This is a genomic window from Streptomyces sp. NPDC004542 (genome assembly GCF_040610035.1).
Lineage (GTDB): Bacteria > Actinomycetota > Actinomycetes > Streptomycetales > Streptomycetaceae > Streptomyces.
Genome location: NZ_JBEXLP010000003.1, coordinates 162,965 through 175,475, shown reverse-complemented (window position 1 = coordinate 175,475; position 12,511 = coordinate 162,965). Strand labels below are relative to the sequence as shown.

Below are 12,511 nucleotides of genomic sequence, written 5' to 3'. Positions count from 1 at the left end.
TTCGAGATCACGAACACCATCTGTGATTACGAACGCCGAAAAGGTAAGGGTGAGTCAGGGCGGGGTCAACGGGTCCGACGGGACGGGGGCAAGCGATTTCCGAAGCAAGAGCGGATTTCTTGTTATCGCCCGCCCTCCCGTCCGTCTCCCCGTACGTGCACAGCCATACCCACAGGACAGCAGCGGCCGTCGGCGCCCTCGCGGCGGTCGCCCTCATGATCGGCGCTCCCCCGGCCGCGGCCGCCGCCCGTGACGCCACCGCCGACGTGCTCGCGGGACGGGACGTCACGCTCGACGGCGACACCGTGGTCACCGTGCCCGCCGGGACCACGACGTACGACGGCGTCTTCCACGGCGCGGGCACCCTCACCGTCCGCGGCCGTGGCACGCTGGTCCTGACCAGGGACAGCGACTTCACCCTGCCGAGGTCCCGGCAGCGGCAGGTGGTGAGGACGCCGGACGGCGGCCACCCGTACGTCACCGTCACCCACCCGGACCCGCCGGCGGTCACGGTCGAGCGCGGGGCGACCCTGCAGTACGGAAACGGCGGCACGACCGGTCTGATCGGCCACTTCCCCTACGGCATCCCGGCGTTCCGCCTCAACCAGGACAACATCCGGGTCGACGGCACCCTGCGGCTCTCCCTCAGGGGCGCCTACAACCTGGGCACCATCAGCGGCTCCGGTCTGATCACCCAGCAGAGGTTCCTCCAGGGCACCTGGGACCTGTCCGGTGCCCACCCCTTCTCCGGGGTGATCGACAACGGCACCGGGCTGAACGCCGGCCGGCCGGAGTACGCGACCTCGCTGCCGAACGTGCGCAAGGTCCTCAACCAGGGCACGTGGACCGTCGACGCCCCGCCGGGACGGACCGTGACCCTGGGGATGGACTTCTACCAGCGCGAGGACGGCGGCGGCATCGACGTGCGGTCCCGGCCGGGCGGCAAGGTGGTCCTCACCGGCCGGTACGGCTGGTCGGACCGGGGTGGCGACACCGACCCCTCGCTCAGCGACCCCGCCCTGAACTGGATGCCCGTGCGGAAGAACGCCGGCAGGCGCGGTACCGACATCAAGGGCGCCGACGTCCAGTGGGGCGACGGCACCACGCACGAGATCTTCCTGCCGGGCACCGCCGAGACCGTCTACGTCAACCTGCTGGCCGCACGCTCCCGTTCGCGGCTCGCCCTCGACTACGACGGGCCCGTCACGCTGGGCGCCCCCATCGGCGGCGGCACCTCCCACGACACGCTCGCCGCGCCCGGCGCCGGCGACGTCGTCATCAAGGGCACGAAGGGCAACGACGTCACCTTCGCGGCCGTCCAGTACTACAACGGCTCGACGACCATCGAGCACAACGCCGTGCTGCGGCTGGGCAGCGGCAGGTACGGCGGCGACGGCGGACTGTACACGAGCGGCGACCGCTACCGGATCGTCGACAACGGCTCGCTCGTCCTGAACAACAAGTACACGGGGCTGACCCTGTCCCGGATCAGCGGCAGCGGCTCCCTCACCCAGTCGGGCGCCGCGCCCCTCACCCTGACCGGCGGCGAGGTGGCGTACACCGGCAGGACCACCGTCACCAGCGGCATCCTGGCCCTCCGCGCGGGGGCCACCCTCACCCGCAGCAAGGCGATCCGGCTCACGTCGGCCGACGCGCGGCTGGACACGGGCCCCTCCCCCCTGCGGGTGGCCACGGCGCTGACCGGCCTGGGCACGGTGAGGGGGTCGGTGACGAACGACGGTGTGGTGGCGGGGGGCCTGACCGTGACGGGGGACTACACCCAGCGGGAGAAGGGCGGACTCGTCCTGCGGGAGCGGCCGTTGAAGGTGGCGGGCGGACTCCGGCTGGCCGGTTCCCTGGACATGTCCGCGGCCGGCGGCGCCCCCGCGCCCCGGATCACCGTCGTCGACCACCAGGGTCCGTCCCCGACCACCGGCGCCTTCGACGGCCTGCGCGAGGGTGCCGAGGTGAAGCTGGCGGACACCGTCTACCGGATCAGCTACCGGGGCGGCGACGGCAACGACGTCGTCCTCACCGCCGTCGGGGACGGCCCGGCGGCGGGCGCCCGCGCCGAGGCCGCGCAGGCCGGCCCGAGGGCGGTCGGCACCCGGAGCACGAGGGGCGCGGCCGGGGCCTTCGGCTGGTGGCCGTACGTCCTCGCGTTCGGCCTGCTGGGCGGCATGGTGTTCCCCGGGAGCGTGCGCGGACGGGGCGGGGAGCGACGCCGGGGCGAGCGGCACGCGGGCTAGAAGGCTGCTGAAGATCCTGCTCTGGCCGCACGGTTCGCACCGGATTGTCAGTGGTTGGCAATCAGGATGAAATGGTGCAAGGCGGGCGTGATTTCAAGATCTTCAGGGCATTTCTAGGCGGGCTCCTGCTCCGTGGCCGGATCGCGCCGGCCGCGCAGCCACACGTAGACCGGGATGCCCGCGAAGAGGAACAGCACGCCCTGGTAGACGGCGGCGTAGCCGGCGCCCGCGATCAGCCAGAAGGAGAAGGCGAAGGAGAGGGCGGCGACGATCAGGTCGCGGGTGAGGCCGGCGGGGCGGACGCGCTCCCTGCTGCCGCGGGCCAGCCAGTACAGCTGGGCCGCCGCCGAGAGCAGGTACGGGACACAGCCGGTGAAGGTGGTGACGAGGACGAGAACGCGGAAGGTGGTGTCCGGGCCCGCCGTGTAGTTGAGGGCGATCAGGACCGTGCCGAGGACCGCGCAGGCCCACACGCCGAAGCCGGGCACCCCGCCCTTGCCGGTCCTGGCGAACGGCACCGGGAAGAGTCCGTCGCGGGCGGCGGCGTACGGCATCTGCGCGGCCAGCAGGATCCAGCCGTTGAGGCAGCCGGTGATGGAGGCGACCGCGACCAGGGCGATCGCGGTGCCGCCCCAGTGGCCGCCGGTCATCGCGTTCACCGCGTCGGCGAAGGGCGCACCGGAGTGCACGAGCCTGTCGTGCGGGACCAGGCCGAAGACGGCCACCGTGCCGAGGAGGTAGACGAGGGCGGAGGCGAGGGTGCCGAGGACGCTCGCGCGGCCGACCGTGCGCTCGGGGTCGGCGACCTCGCCCGCGCTGACGGCGGCCGACTCCACGCCGAGGAAGCTGTAGAGCAGCAGCGCGGCGGAGGCGGCGACGGCGCCGGGCACGCTGCCGCCGGAGGCGTTGAAGGGGCCGAAATTGTCGGTGTCGACGAAGAACAGGCCGGCGGTGGCGACGAGCAGCAGGGGTACGAACTTCAGCACGGTGGACACGATCTGCACCGCGCCGACCCAGCGGGTGCCCGCGAAGTTCGCGGCGGCGGGGAGCCACAGCGCGGCGAGGGCGACGAGGCCCTCCGCCAGGTGGTTGCCGTGCAGGGGGACGAGGACGTCGACGTAGCCGACCACGGCGACCGCGAGGGCGGCGATGCTGACCCAGCACATCGTCCAGTACGACCAGGCCGACAGGAAGCCCGCGAAGGGGCCGAAGGCGTCGCGGGGGTAGACGTACAGCCCGCCGGTGACGGGGCTGCGCCGGGCCAGCCTGCCGAAGAGCAGCGCGAGCAGCACGGCGGCGACGGACAGGACGAGGAAGGCGAGCAGGCTGACGGTGCCGTACGGGGCGACGGCCGCGGGCAGCGCGAAGATGCCGCCGCCGATGATGTTGCCCATGACGAGGGCGGTGGCGGCGGCGAGGCCGAAGGGGCGGCGGCGCGGAGCCGGGGAGAGCTCCGGTCGGGTGGTCTCGGTGGGGCTGGGGGAAGTCATGGCGGTTCCGGTGTGCACAGGGGCGGGGAGAGGCGCGATCGTAACCCGGTATCCCACATGGTGGGCTATCTGTTCACTTACTGGACACACTCGGCTGTCCGCACCCGCTTGGACTAGCGTCGGGGCATGACCAGCGACACCCCTGCCCCGCTCGCCGAAGCCCTCGCCGCCGGCACCGTCGTGCTCGACGGCGGCATGTCCAACCAGCTCGAGTCCGCCGGGCACGACCTGAGCGACGAGCTGTGGTCGGCGCGGCTGCTCGCCGAGCGGCCCGACGCGGTCGTCGATGCGCACCTCGCCTACTTCGAGGCGGGCGCCGACGTGGCGATCACCGCCAGCTACCAGGCCACCTTCGAGGGCTTCGCGAAGCGCGGGATCGCCCGGGAGGACGCGGCCCGGCTGCTCACTCTGAGCGTGGAGCTGGCCCGGGAGGCGGCGCGGCGGGCCCGTGCGAAGGGGCTCACCCATCCGCTGTGGGTGGCGGCTTCCGTCGGCCCGTACGGGGCGATGCTCGCGGACGGCTCCGAGTACCGGGGGCGGTACGGGCTGAGCGTGGCCGAGCTGGAGCGCTTCCACCGGCCCCGCCTGGAGGTGCTGGCGGCGGCCGGGCCCGATGTGCTGGCCCTGGAGACGGTCCCGGACGCGGACGAGGCGGCGGCGCTGCTGCGGGCGGTGCGCGGATTGGATACACCTGCCTGGCTTTCGTACACCGTCGACGGTGGGCGGACCCGGGCCGGGCAACCGCTGGAGGAGGCGTTCGCCCTGGCCGCCGACGCCGACGAGGTGATCGCGGTCGGCGTCAACTGCTGCGCGCCGCAGGACGTGGAGCACGCGGTCGAGACGGCGGTCCGGGTGACGGGGAAGCCGGTGGTCGTCTACCCCAACAGCGGCGAGGCCTGGGACGCCGGGGCGCGCGCCTGGCAGGGCCGTTCCAGCTTCACCGCCGAGCAGGTCGAGGGCTGGCGGAGGACGGGGGCCCGGCTGATCGGCGGCTGCTGCCGGGTGGGCCCGGAGGCGATCGCGTCGATCGCGCGAGCGCTGGGCACGGTCTGAGCCGGCGGCGGGCCGGACCGCGCCACGGCGCCAGGCCGTGAGCGCGGCCGCCTCGCCGCGCACCGCGCCCGCGGTCCGGCGGCCGGTCCTGAGCCGCGCCTGTGCTGCCCGACGGCTTCACCCGTAACCGCACGAGGCGGGGCTCGGCGTGCCCGGCGACGCGCAGCCGAGCGGGTACGACGGCGTCCGGGCCGCCTCCCCCGTGCGCACCGCGCTCCAGCCGCACCGCGCTCCGCGGCAGCGGGCGGCTCAGTGCAGGCGGGCGCCGACCGACCGGCGCAGTCTGCGTACGGTGGCCGCCAGTTCGGCGCTGCGGGCGGCGTGTGCGCCGTCGGCCCGGTCCGGCGCGCCGGCGACGGCCGGCCACAGGCCGACCTCGGGATCGCGGGGTCCGTATGCGGTATACGGTGCACCGTCACCGAAGATCCGCACGGGGTGGGCGGTGTCCCACGGCTCCCATCCCGGGTCCCCGTCGGTCACGAACCGCACCCACGCCGAGTGCATCGCGTCGGCCAGCTCCTGCGGCGCACCCTGGCCGGCCAGCCGGGCGGACTCCGGCGTCTCCCCGGTGTCGAAGACGAAGCCGAGCTCCAGGGCGTGGCAGGCGCCCAGCCGGGGGAGGTTCGAGGGCCACGCGAACTCGTAGACGTAGGACGACCCGGGCCGGGCGTCGGCCAGGCGGTGCATCGGGGCGCGCAGCAGATGGTCGGTGACGAGCTGGCCGACGAGTTCGGCGGGTGAGGCGTCCGGGTGCAGGGCGCGGTAGCCGCGCGGCACCTCGTGGCCGCAGTGGCAGCGGGCCATGGCGCCGGCCAGGGCCACCGCGCCGAGCCGGTCGACGTGCTCGACCAGCCCGCCCGGCACCAGCCACAGCCGGTACTCGTCCCGGGTCCAGCCCATGAGCAGGTCGACACCGCGTGCGGCGTCGCCGTCGACGAGGGCCCGCAGCGGGTCGCGCGGGACGAGGTCGCCGTCGACGACGATGCCGAAGGCCGGGCCGCCCAGCACCGGGCTGCTGAGCCGGCCGACCTCGGCCTGGATGCGCAACAGCAGGTCCCGGTCCACGGCGGCGAAGGCCTCGGCGGTGGCGGGGATCTTCAGCCGGCCGGCCATGCGGCGCACCATCCGCCGCACCTTGTCGCGCTCGGCGGCCTCCGGGGTGCCGCTCTGCAGCACGGCGCGCCGGACGAGGCCCTGGGCCTGGGGTGCGGCGACCAGGGCGCCGGCGCTGATGGCGCCGGCCGACTGCCCGGCCAGGGTCACCCGTGCGGGGTCGCCGCCGAAGGCCGCGATGGAGGTGTGCACCCAGCGCAGGGCGGCCAGCTGGTCGCGCAGGCCGGGGTTGGCGGGTGCGTCCGGGAACAGTCCGTAGCCCTCCGTTCCCAGCCGGTAGTTGACCGAGACGAGGACGACGCCGTCGCGGGCGAAGGCCCGCCCGTCGTACACCGGCACGGCGGAGGAGCCCCTGGTCAGGGCGCCGCCGTGCAGCCAGACGAGGACGGGGAGCCGGGCGCCGGGGCTCGGCTCGGGGGTCCATACGTTGAGGTTCAGGCAGTCGTCGCCGGGGATCACCGGGTCGGACAGGTAGCGGGCGAACGCCTCGGAGTAGGGCGGTTTCGGCGCCGTGGGCCCGAAGGCGCCCGCGTCGCGCACCCCGTCCCAGGGTTCGGGCGGCTCGGGCGGGAGGAACCGGCGCGGCCCGAAAGGCGGGGCGGCGTACGGGATGCCGCGGAAGACGGCGATGCCGTGCTCGTACCTGCCGCGCACCGCCCCGTGCGGCGTTCCGACGACGGGGTCCGTCCGGTCTGCTGCCATGTGACCACCAGCCCTTCACGGTGCTCACGCACCTCACGCACCGGCAACACCCACAGCACCACATCACTGCCGGGTATTCCGCCACTCGAACGCGCGTCGAGAGCTGTCCGGCGTGCGGGGGGCCGAAGCCCGGCCGGCCGGTCCGGCGCGTGTCCGGCCGACCGGGCTCGCTGTTCGAAGTTTCGAAAGTCCTGACTGCTTCGATCCCGTGGATTCCCATGTCTTCCCGCCGTCTTGGCACGCACCTATCGTAGGAAGCGCTTTCTGCCCGGTCGGTGCCCGGGCCACTCAAGCAGCGTTGGTCGCAACTTTCGATGGCCCTCGGGCGGGCCGGGGAGGCGGGTTCGACGATGGTCCGTACGGGGAGCACGGGTACGGCGACCGGTCCGACGCTGGCCGTGGTGGCGCGCGAGGCCGGGGTCTCGGTACCGACCGCGTCCAAGGTGGTCAACGGGCGCGAGGACGTGGCGCCGGAGACCCGCCGCCGGGTCACCGAGGCGCTGGACCGGCTCGGCTACGTCCGCAGACCGCGCTTCGACGCGGGCAGGACGCCCGCCCTGGTCGACCTCGTGGTGCACTCGCTGGACAGCTCCCGGTCGGGCGCGGTGCTGCGCGGCGTGGAGGAGGCGGCGCACGAGGCGGGCCTCGAGGTGGTGGTGTCCGCCGGGCTCAGCCGGACTCGGGGCGGACGGGCGGCGAGGGACTGGCGGGACAAGCTCACCGCGCGCGGCTCCTGCGGGGTGCTGTTCAACCTGGCCGAGCTGTCCCCCGCGCAGTACACCTGGCTCGACCAGCACCGCATTCCGTACGTGATGATCGACCCGGTGCACGAGCCCCCGCCGGGCGTGGTCTCGGTGGGAGCGCAGGACTGGCAGGGCGGGGTGACCGCGACCGAGCACCTGCTGGGGCTGGGCCACGAGCGCGTCGCCGTGATCGCCGGACACCGGCGCAGGATGTGCAGCGGCGCCCGGGTGGCCGGCTACCGCTCCGCGCTGGCGTCGGCCGGGGTGCGGCAGCGCACCGAGTACGTCCGGCACGCGGGCCACGACGAGGCCGCCGCGCGTCTGCACACGCACGAACTGCTGGACCTGCCCGAGCCCCCGACGGCACTGTTCGTCTGCTCGGACCGGATGGCGCTCGGGGTGTACGCGACGCTGGCCGAGCGAGGGGTGCGGGTGCCGGACGAGATGAGCGTGGTCGGTTTCGACGACCTTCCCGAGGCCCGCTGGGTCACCCCGGCGCTGACCACGGTCCGCCAGCCGCTGTCGGAGGTGGCGGCGACGGCGCTCAGGCTGCTGGTGCGGATGATGCACGGCGAGCGCCCGGAGGGAACGCGCACCGAGCTGTCGACGCGGCTGGTGCGGCGGGCGAGCACGGCGCCGCCGGGCGGGGGCTGAGCCGGGACGCGGACGGAGACGGCCGGGCACCTCCCGCACGGGGTGTCCGGCCGTTCCGTGCCTCGCGACGAGGTCAGTCGTCGTCCCGGTGCGGGGCGCCGGTGAGCGCCTCCATCAGGTCGACGGCGCTGCCGTCGTGGTCGCTGCCGGCGGTGCCGCTGCCGGTCGAGACGTTGCCGGTGCGGTCGACCTCGAGGATCGAGTCGGCCCGCGAGTTGTCGATGACGGTGACCACACTCCCGCCCGCGGCGGCCGGCCCGGCGGCGGCCCCGAGGACGGCCGCCGCGATCGCCGTCGCCGCACGCAGCCGGGGAACGGTCCGGGTCACACGCCCACGCCCTCGGGGGCGGGCCGGTGGCGGCCGATGTTCCGCTCCAGCAGACGGGTGGAGGCCTTGACGCCGATCCCGCTCGCGGCGTCCACCTCGGGCAGCCGTCCGTCGGCCGCCTTCAGGTCGCCCAGGGCGGAGTCCATCGCCTCGTGCGCGGCGAACAGGCACGGGGTGCTGTAGATCGCGACGTCCACGCCGAGGTCGGACAGCTCGCTCAGCGACAGGCGCGGCGACTTGCCGCCGGCGATCTGGTTGAACAGCAGCGGCTTGTCGCCGACGACCTCGCGGATCCTGCGGATCCACTCCACGCTGCGCACCCCGTCGACCAGGACGACGTCGGCGTCGGTGGCGGCCAGCCGCTCGGCCCGGTGCAGGATGTCGTGCTCGTCGGTGGCGTCCGTGCGGGCGACCACGAGCAGGTCCGTGCGGGTGGCGAGGACCTTCTGGAGCTTCTCCAGGTACTCGTCGAGCGGCAGCACCTGCTTGCCGTCGGCGTGGCCGCAGCGGCGGGGCCGCTTCTGGTCCTCGAGGATCACCCCGGAGGCGCCGATCCGCTCCAGTCCCCCGACGACGTGGCAGGCGACCTCCGGATCGACGTAGCCGTCGTCGATGTCGACCAGCAGGTGGTGGTGCGGGAACGCGCCCCGCAGCCGCTGGACGAACGCGACCATGTCCGGCCAGGCGATGAATCCGATGTCCGGCAGCCCGTAGTACGAGGCCGCGAAGCCGAAGCCCGAGACGAACATCCCGTCGTAGTGCTTGGCCGCGATCGATGCCGAGTACATGTCATAGACGCCGATCAGTGGGGTGGCCCCCGGCCCGGCGATCCGCTCGCGCAGCTTCTTCCCGTGAGTCAAGGTCCGGCTCCTCCTGTGGGTGGGTGGCGCGGCCGCCGGGAGTGGCGCCGCGTCGCGACAGCCCTTTACCAAAACAAGAGCATCTCTAGATATTCACGTGGGATTGCCCATAGAAGACCTTTACTCACTCGGATGGAGCATCCGGTTCACCGCAGAAACGTCACCGGCCCGGTGGAGACGTCAGGCGGCCCGGCCCGCCGCCCAGCCCAGACCGCCCGCGAGGTGGGCCCGGAAGACGGGGTCGGCGTAGGCGTCCGAGGCGTGACCGAGGGCGGTGTAGAAGACCCGGCCCGCTCCCTGCTCCCGGCACCAGGCCAGCGGGTGGTCCGCCCCCATGCCGCCGCCCTCGTACGACGACTCGTCGGCGCGCAGCAGGACCCGCACGGCACCGCGCGGGCTGGTCTCGAAGTCGTACCACTCGTCGGTGAAGTCCCAGCTCGCGGGCAGGTGCCGGGTGGCCGGGTGCGCGGGGTCCTCGACCACCGCGCGCCCCGGCTGGTACGCGGGGTGCCGGGCGAAGCGGGCGCCGAGCAGGTCGCCGTAGTACGGCCAGCCGTACTCGGTGCAGGCCGCCGCGTGCACCCCGGCGAAGCCGCCGCCCGCCTCCACGTAGCCGGCGAGCCGGTCCCGGCCGGCGGGGGTGAGCACCTCGCCGCTGGTGGAGAGGAAGACGACGGCCGCGTACCGCTGGAGCGGCTGTTCGAGTGCGGCGGGGTCCTCGGTGGCGTCCACCACGAAGCCGTCGAAGGAGCGTACGGCGGCGACGGCGTCCGGGATGGAGTCGTGGCGGTAGTCGGCGGTGCGCGTGTACACGAGCAGTCGGGCGATCATGGCGGGACCCTATGCCGCCGGGCGGTGCCAGGTCCCCTGGGGGCGGCGGGGATCGGGGACGCGGGGCAGGGCGAGGACCGGGCGGCGGGGATCGGGGACGCGGGGCAGGGCGAGGACCGGGCGGCCGGCCAGGGAGCACGCGCGGGTGCGTCCGATTCGTTCAAGACCGGGCGGCGGGCCGCGCCTACCGTGGCCGCATGACTCCACGATGCGCAGTGATCGGCGTGGTGGCCTCCGACCTGGCCGCCTCCCTCGCCTTCTACCGTCGGCTCGGGCTCGTCTTCCCCGACGGCGCCGAGGACCAGCCCCATGTCGAGGCCGAGCTGCCCGGCGGGCTGATCCTGGCCCTCGACACCGAGGACACCGTCCGCTCCTTCCACCCCGCCTGGCGGCCGCCGGCCGGCCCGGGCCGCGTCTCGCTCGCCTTCCGGTGCGGGACACCCGCCGACGTGGACGCGGTGTACGAGGACCTGGTGGGCGCCGGGTACCACGGGGAACTCAAGCCCTGGGACGCCTTCTGGGGTCAGCGGTACGCGACCGTGCACGACCCGGACGGCAACGGCGTCGACCTGTTCGCCCCGCTACCGGCGGCCCAGTAGCTCCCCGAGCGTCGTCCCCGCCAGTTCCCGCACGTCGCGGGCCAGGTGCGGCTGGTCCGCGTACCCGGCCCGCGCCGCGGCCTCGGCGAACGTCACACCACCACGGGCCAACGCCAACGCCCGCCGCAACCGCAGCACCCGGGCCAACGTCTTGGGACCGTAGCCGAAGGCACTCAGACAACGGCGGTGCAGTTGGCGCGCGCCGATGCCGAGGCCGTCGGCCGTGGCGGCGACCGGGCGGCCCGCGTCCAGCGCCGCGACGAGCAGCCCGAGCAGCGGGTCCGGCGGGCCCGCCCCGGCGGCCCGCTCCAGCGCGATCTCCTCCAGGGCCGTCGCGGGGTCCGCCGCCGCCTCGACGCGGGCGCCGAGCCGCCGCACCTCGGCGGCGGGCCACAGCTCGGCCAGTTCCACGCGGCGGTCGCGCAGTTCGGACGCCGGTACGCCCAGGAAGCCGGGCGCGGTGCCGGGGCGGAACCGGACACCCGCCCAGCGCCGGGGCGGGCCGGCGGGGACGTACGCGCGGGTGTCGGGGCCCGCGACCAGCAGGCGTCCCTCGCTCCACAGCAGGTCCATGCAGCCGTCGGGCAGCACGGGCCGCACGGGCCGCACCGCGGGGTCCTCCAGGGTGCGGCGCCACACCACCGCGCCGGTCAGCCGGGACGCCCGCTCCTCGTACCCGCGGTCAGGCTCCGCGGACGAGACGTCCCACGGGACGTTCACTTCTCCGGCCGGTCCCGGTCGCCGCCCGCCTTGTGGTGGGCGTTGTGCTGGCTCTTCACATGGGTGCGCAGCCGCGCCGTCACGTCCTCCGGGGGCAGAAAGCGGGACCAGCGCTCGGGGAACTCGGACGGCATGTCGGGGTCGTCGGGGTCTGCCTCGCGGGCCGCGGCGGCCCGGGCGACGTACTCGGCGACCTGGACCTCGCGCAGCCGCTCCTGGGCGGCGCGGGCCGCGGCCGTGGCGGCGGCCGGCCAGACCCGGTCGATGGCCGCGTTCACGGCGGCCCCGACCAGCACCGCGAACGCGGACACACCGATCCACAGCAGGACCGCGACGGCGGCGGCGAGGGAGCCGTAGATCGTGGCGCCCTCGATGGTGTGGGTGAGGTAGATGCGCAGCAGGAAGCTGCCCAGGGCCCACATGGCCAGGGCGACCAGCGCGCCGGGGATGTCCTCGATCCACGGCGAGCGCACGGGTACGGAGACGTGGTAGAGCGTGGTGAGGAAGGCGATCGACAGGACGGTCACCACCGGCCAGTACAGGATCTGCACCAGCGTCTCCGACCACGGCACGATCCGCACCACCGCGTCCGGCCCCGCCACCATCAGCGGCAGGGCCACCGAGCCGATCAGCAGCGCCACGACGAACAGCAGGAAGGCCATGATCCGGGTCTTCACGATGCCCCGGACGCCGTCGAGGCCGTACATCACGGTGATCGTGTCGATGAAGACGTTCACCGCGCGGGAGCCCGACCACAGGGCGAACACGAAGCCTATGGAGATGACGTCCGGGCGGCCGCCCTTCATCACGTCCTGCAGGATGGGCTGGGCGATCTCCCGCACGCCCTTGTCGGACAGGACCGTCCGGGAGGCATCCAGGAGGTTGGTCTCCAGGGACCGGATGGTGTCGGCGCCGGTCCAGGCGTCGACGTAGCCGAGCAGCCCGATCAGGCTCAGCAGCAGCGGCGGCACGGACAGCAGCGTGAAGAACGCCGCCTCGGCCGCCAGACCGAGGATGCGGTACTCCATGCACGAATTGACGGTGTCCTTCAGCAGCAGCCAGGCGGTCCTGCGCTTGGAGACGTTCCGGTAGAGGGCTCTGGCCCGGTGGAGCCGGCCGCCGGGCCGCTCGGGGGTTTCACTTGCTGCCTGCACGACCCAAAGGTATCC

The 12,511-nt window shown here is 74.0% G+C and carries 11 protein-coding genes; 4 read left to right on the top strand and 7 right to left on the bottom strand.

Translation table 11 applies throughout. The features are described 5' to 3' along the window. Positions 1-155 precede the first annotated feature (155 nt). Positions 156-2,249: an autotransporter gene (locus tag ABZX30_RS03395; protein ID WP_355928284.1), complete on the top strand. Its 2,094-nt coding sequence runs from the start codon at positions 156-158 to the stop codon at positions 2,247-2,249. 113 nt (positions 2,250-2,362) lie between these two features. On the opposite strand, the gene ABZX30_RS03390 is transcribed toward ABZX30_RS03395, so the two are convergent. Next, on the bottom strand, positions 2,363-3,739 hold the full coding sequence (locus ABZX30_RS03390; RefSeq protein WP_355928212.1) for an amino acid permease: 1,377 nt from the start codon (positions 3,737-3,739) through the stop codon (positions 2,363-2,365). A 126-nt stretch (positions 3,740-3,865) separates the two neighbouring features. Here ABZX30_RS03390 and mmuM point away from each other — a divergent pair, with 126 nt between their 5' ends. Then, positions 3,866-4,792 carry a homocysteine S-methyltransferase gene (gene mmuM, locus ABZX30_RS03385; RefSeq protein WP_355928211.1) on the top strand — a complete coding sequence of 309 codons (927 nt, stop codon included), beginning with the start codon at positions 3,866-3,868 and terminating at the stop codon, positions 4,790-4,792. Positions 4,793-5,041: 249 nt separating this feature from the next. On the opposite strand, the gene ABZX30_RS03380 is transcribed toward mmuM, so the two are convergent. Then, positions 5,042-6,607, bottom strand: coding sequence for a carboxylesterase family protein (locus ABZX30_RS03380; RefSeq protein ID WP_355928208.1), 1,566 nt, complete (start codon positions 6,605-6,607; stop codon positions 5,042-5,044). 350 nt (positions 6,608-6,957) lie between these two features. Here ABZX30_RS03380 and ABZX30_RS03375 point away from each other — a divergent pair, with 350 nt between their 5' ends. Continuing rightward, a complete protein-coding gene (locus tag ABZX30_RS03375; protein WP_355928282.1) occupies positions 6,958-8,004 on the top strand; it encodes a substrate-binding domain-containing protein in 1,047 nt (348 codons plus the stop codon). Between the two features lie 73 nt (positions 8,005-8,077). On the opposite strand, the gene ABZX30_RS03370 is transcribed toward ABZX30_RS03375, so the two are convergent. From ABZX30_RS03370 to ABZX30_RS03360, 3 genes are all read right to left on the bottom strand, one after another. Beyond that, complete coding sequence (locus tag ABZX30_RS03370) at positions 8,078-8,332, bottom strand: hypothetical protein (protein ID WP_355928206.1); 255 nt, start codon at positions 8,330-8,332, stop codon at positions 8,078-8,080. Next, complete coding sequence (locus tag ABZX30_RS03365; protein WP_355928203.1) at positions 8,329-9,192, bottom strand: isocitrate lyase/PEP mutase family protein; 864 nt, start codon at positions 9,190-9,192, stop codon at positions 8,329-8,331. The genes ABZX30_RS03370 and ABZX30_RS03365 overlap by 4 nt, the downstream gene beginning before the upstream one ends. 180 nt (positions 9,193-9,372) lie before the next feature. Then, complete coding sequence (locus ABZX30_RS03360) at positions 9,373-10,023, bottom strand: ThuA domain-containing protein (RefSeq protein WP_355928200.1); 651 nt, start codon at positions 10,021-10,023, stop codon at positions 9,373-9,375. Positions 10,024-10,220: 197 nt separating this feature from the next. Between ABZX30_RS03360 and ABZX30_RS03355 the strand changes: the two genes are divergently transcribed. After that, a complete protein-coding gene (locus ABZX30_RS03355) occupies positions 10,221-10,622 on the top strand; it encodes a VOC family protein (protein WP_355928197.1) in 402 nt (133 codons plus the stop codon). On the opposite strand, the gene ABZX30_RS03350 is transcribed toward ABZX30_RS03355, so the two are convergent. Then, positions 10,605-11,342: a helix-turn-helix domain-containing protein gene (locus ABZX30_RS03350; RefSeq protein ID WP_355928195.1), complete on the bottom strand. Its 738-nt coding sequence runs from the start codon at positions 11,340-11,342 to the stop codon at positions 10,605-10,607. The two genes, ABZX30_RS03355 and ABZX30_RS03350, sit on opposite strands and share 18 nt — an antisense overlap. Then, entirely contained in the window at positions 11,339-12,496 is a 1,158-nt protein-coding gene (locus ABZX30_RS03345) for a YihY/virulence factor BrkB family protein (RefSeq protein WP_355928194.1), read from the bottom strand. Before ABZX30_RS03345 ends, ABZX30_RS03350 begins: the two co-directional genes overlap by 4 nt. Positions 12,497-12,511 lie beyond the last annotated feature (15 nt).

Bases quoted from the DNA above. Each gene is read 5' to 3' on its own strand.
- ABZX30_RS03390 (WP_355928212.1), bottom strand. From the start codon at position 3,739: ATGACTTCCCCCAGCCCCACCGAGACCACCCGACCGGAGCTCTCCCCG.
- mmuM (WP_355928211.1), top strand. From the start codon at position 3,866: ATGACCAGCGACACCCCTGCCCCGCTCGCCGAAGCCCTCGCCGCCGGC.
- ABZX30_RS03380 (WP_355928208.1), bottom strand. From the start codon at position 6,607: ATGGCAGCAGACCGGACGGACCCCGTCGTCGGAACGCCGCACGGGGCG.
- ABZX30_RS03375 (WP_355928282.1), top strand. From the start codon at position 6,958: ATGGTCCGTACGGGGAGCACGGGTACGGCGACCGGTCCGACGCTGGCC.
- ABZX30_RS03360 (WP_355928200.1), bottom strand. From the start codon at position 10,023: ATGATCGCCCGACTGCTCGTGTACACGCGCACCGCCGACTACCGCCAC.
- ABZX30_RS03355 (WP_355928197.1), top strand. From the start codon at position 10,221: ATGACTCCACGATGCGCAGTGATCGGCGTGGTGGCCTCCGACCTGGCC.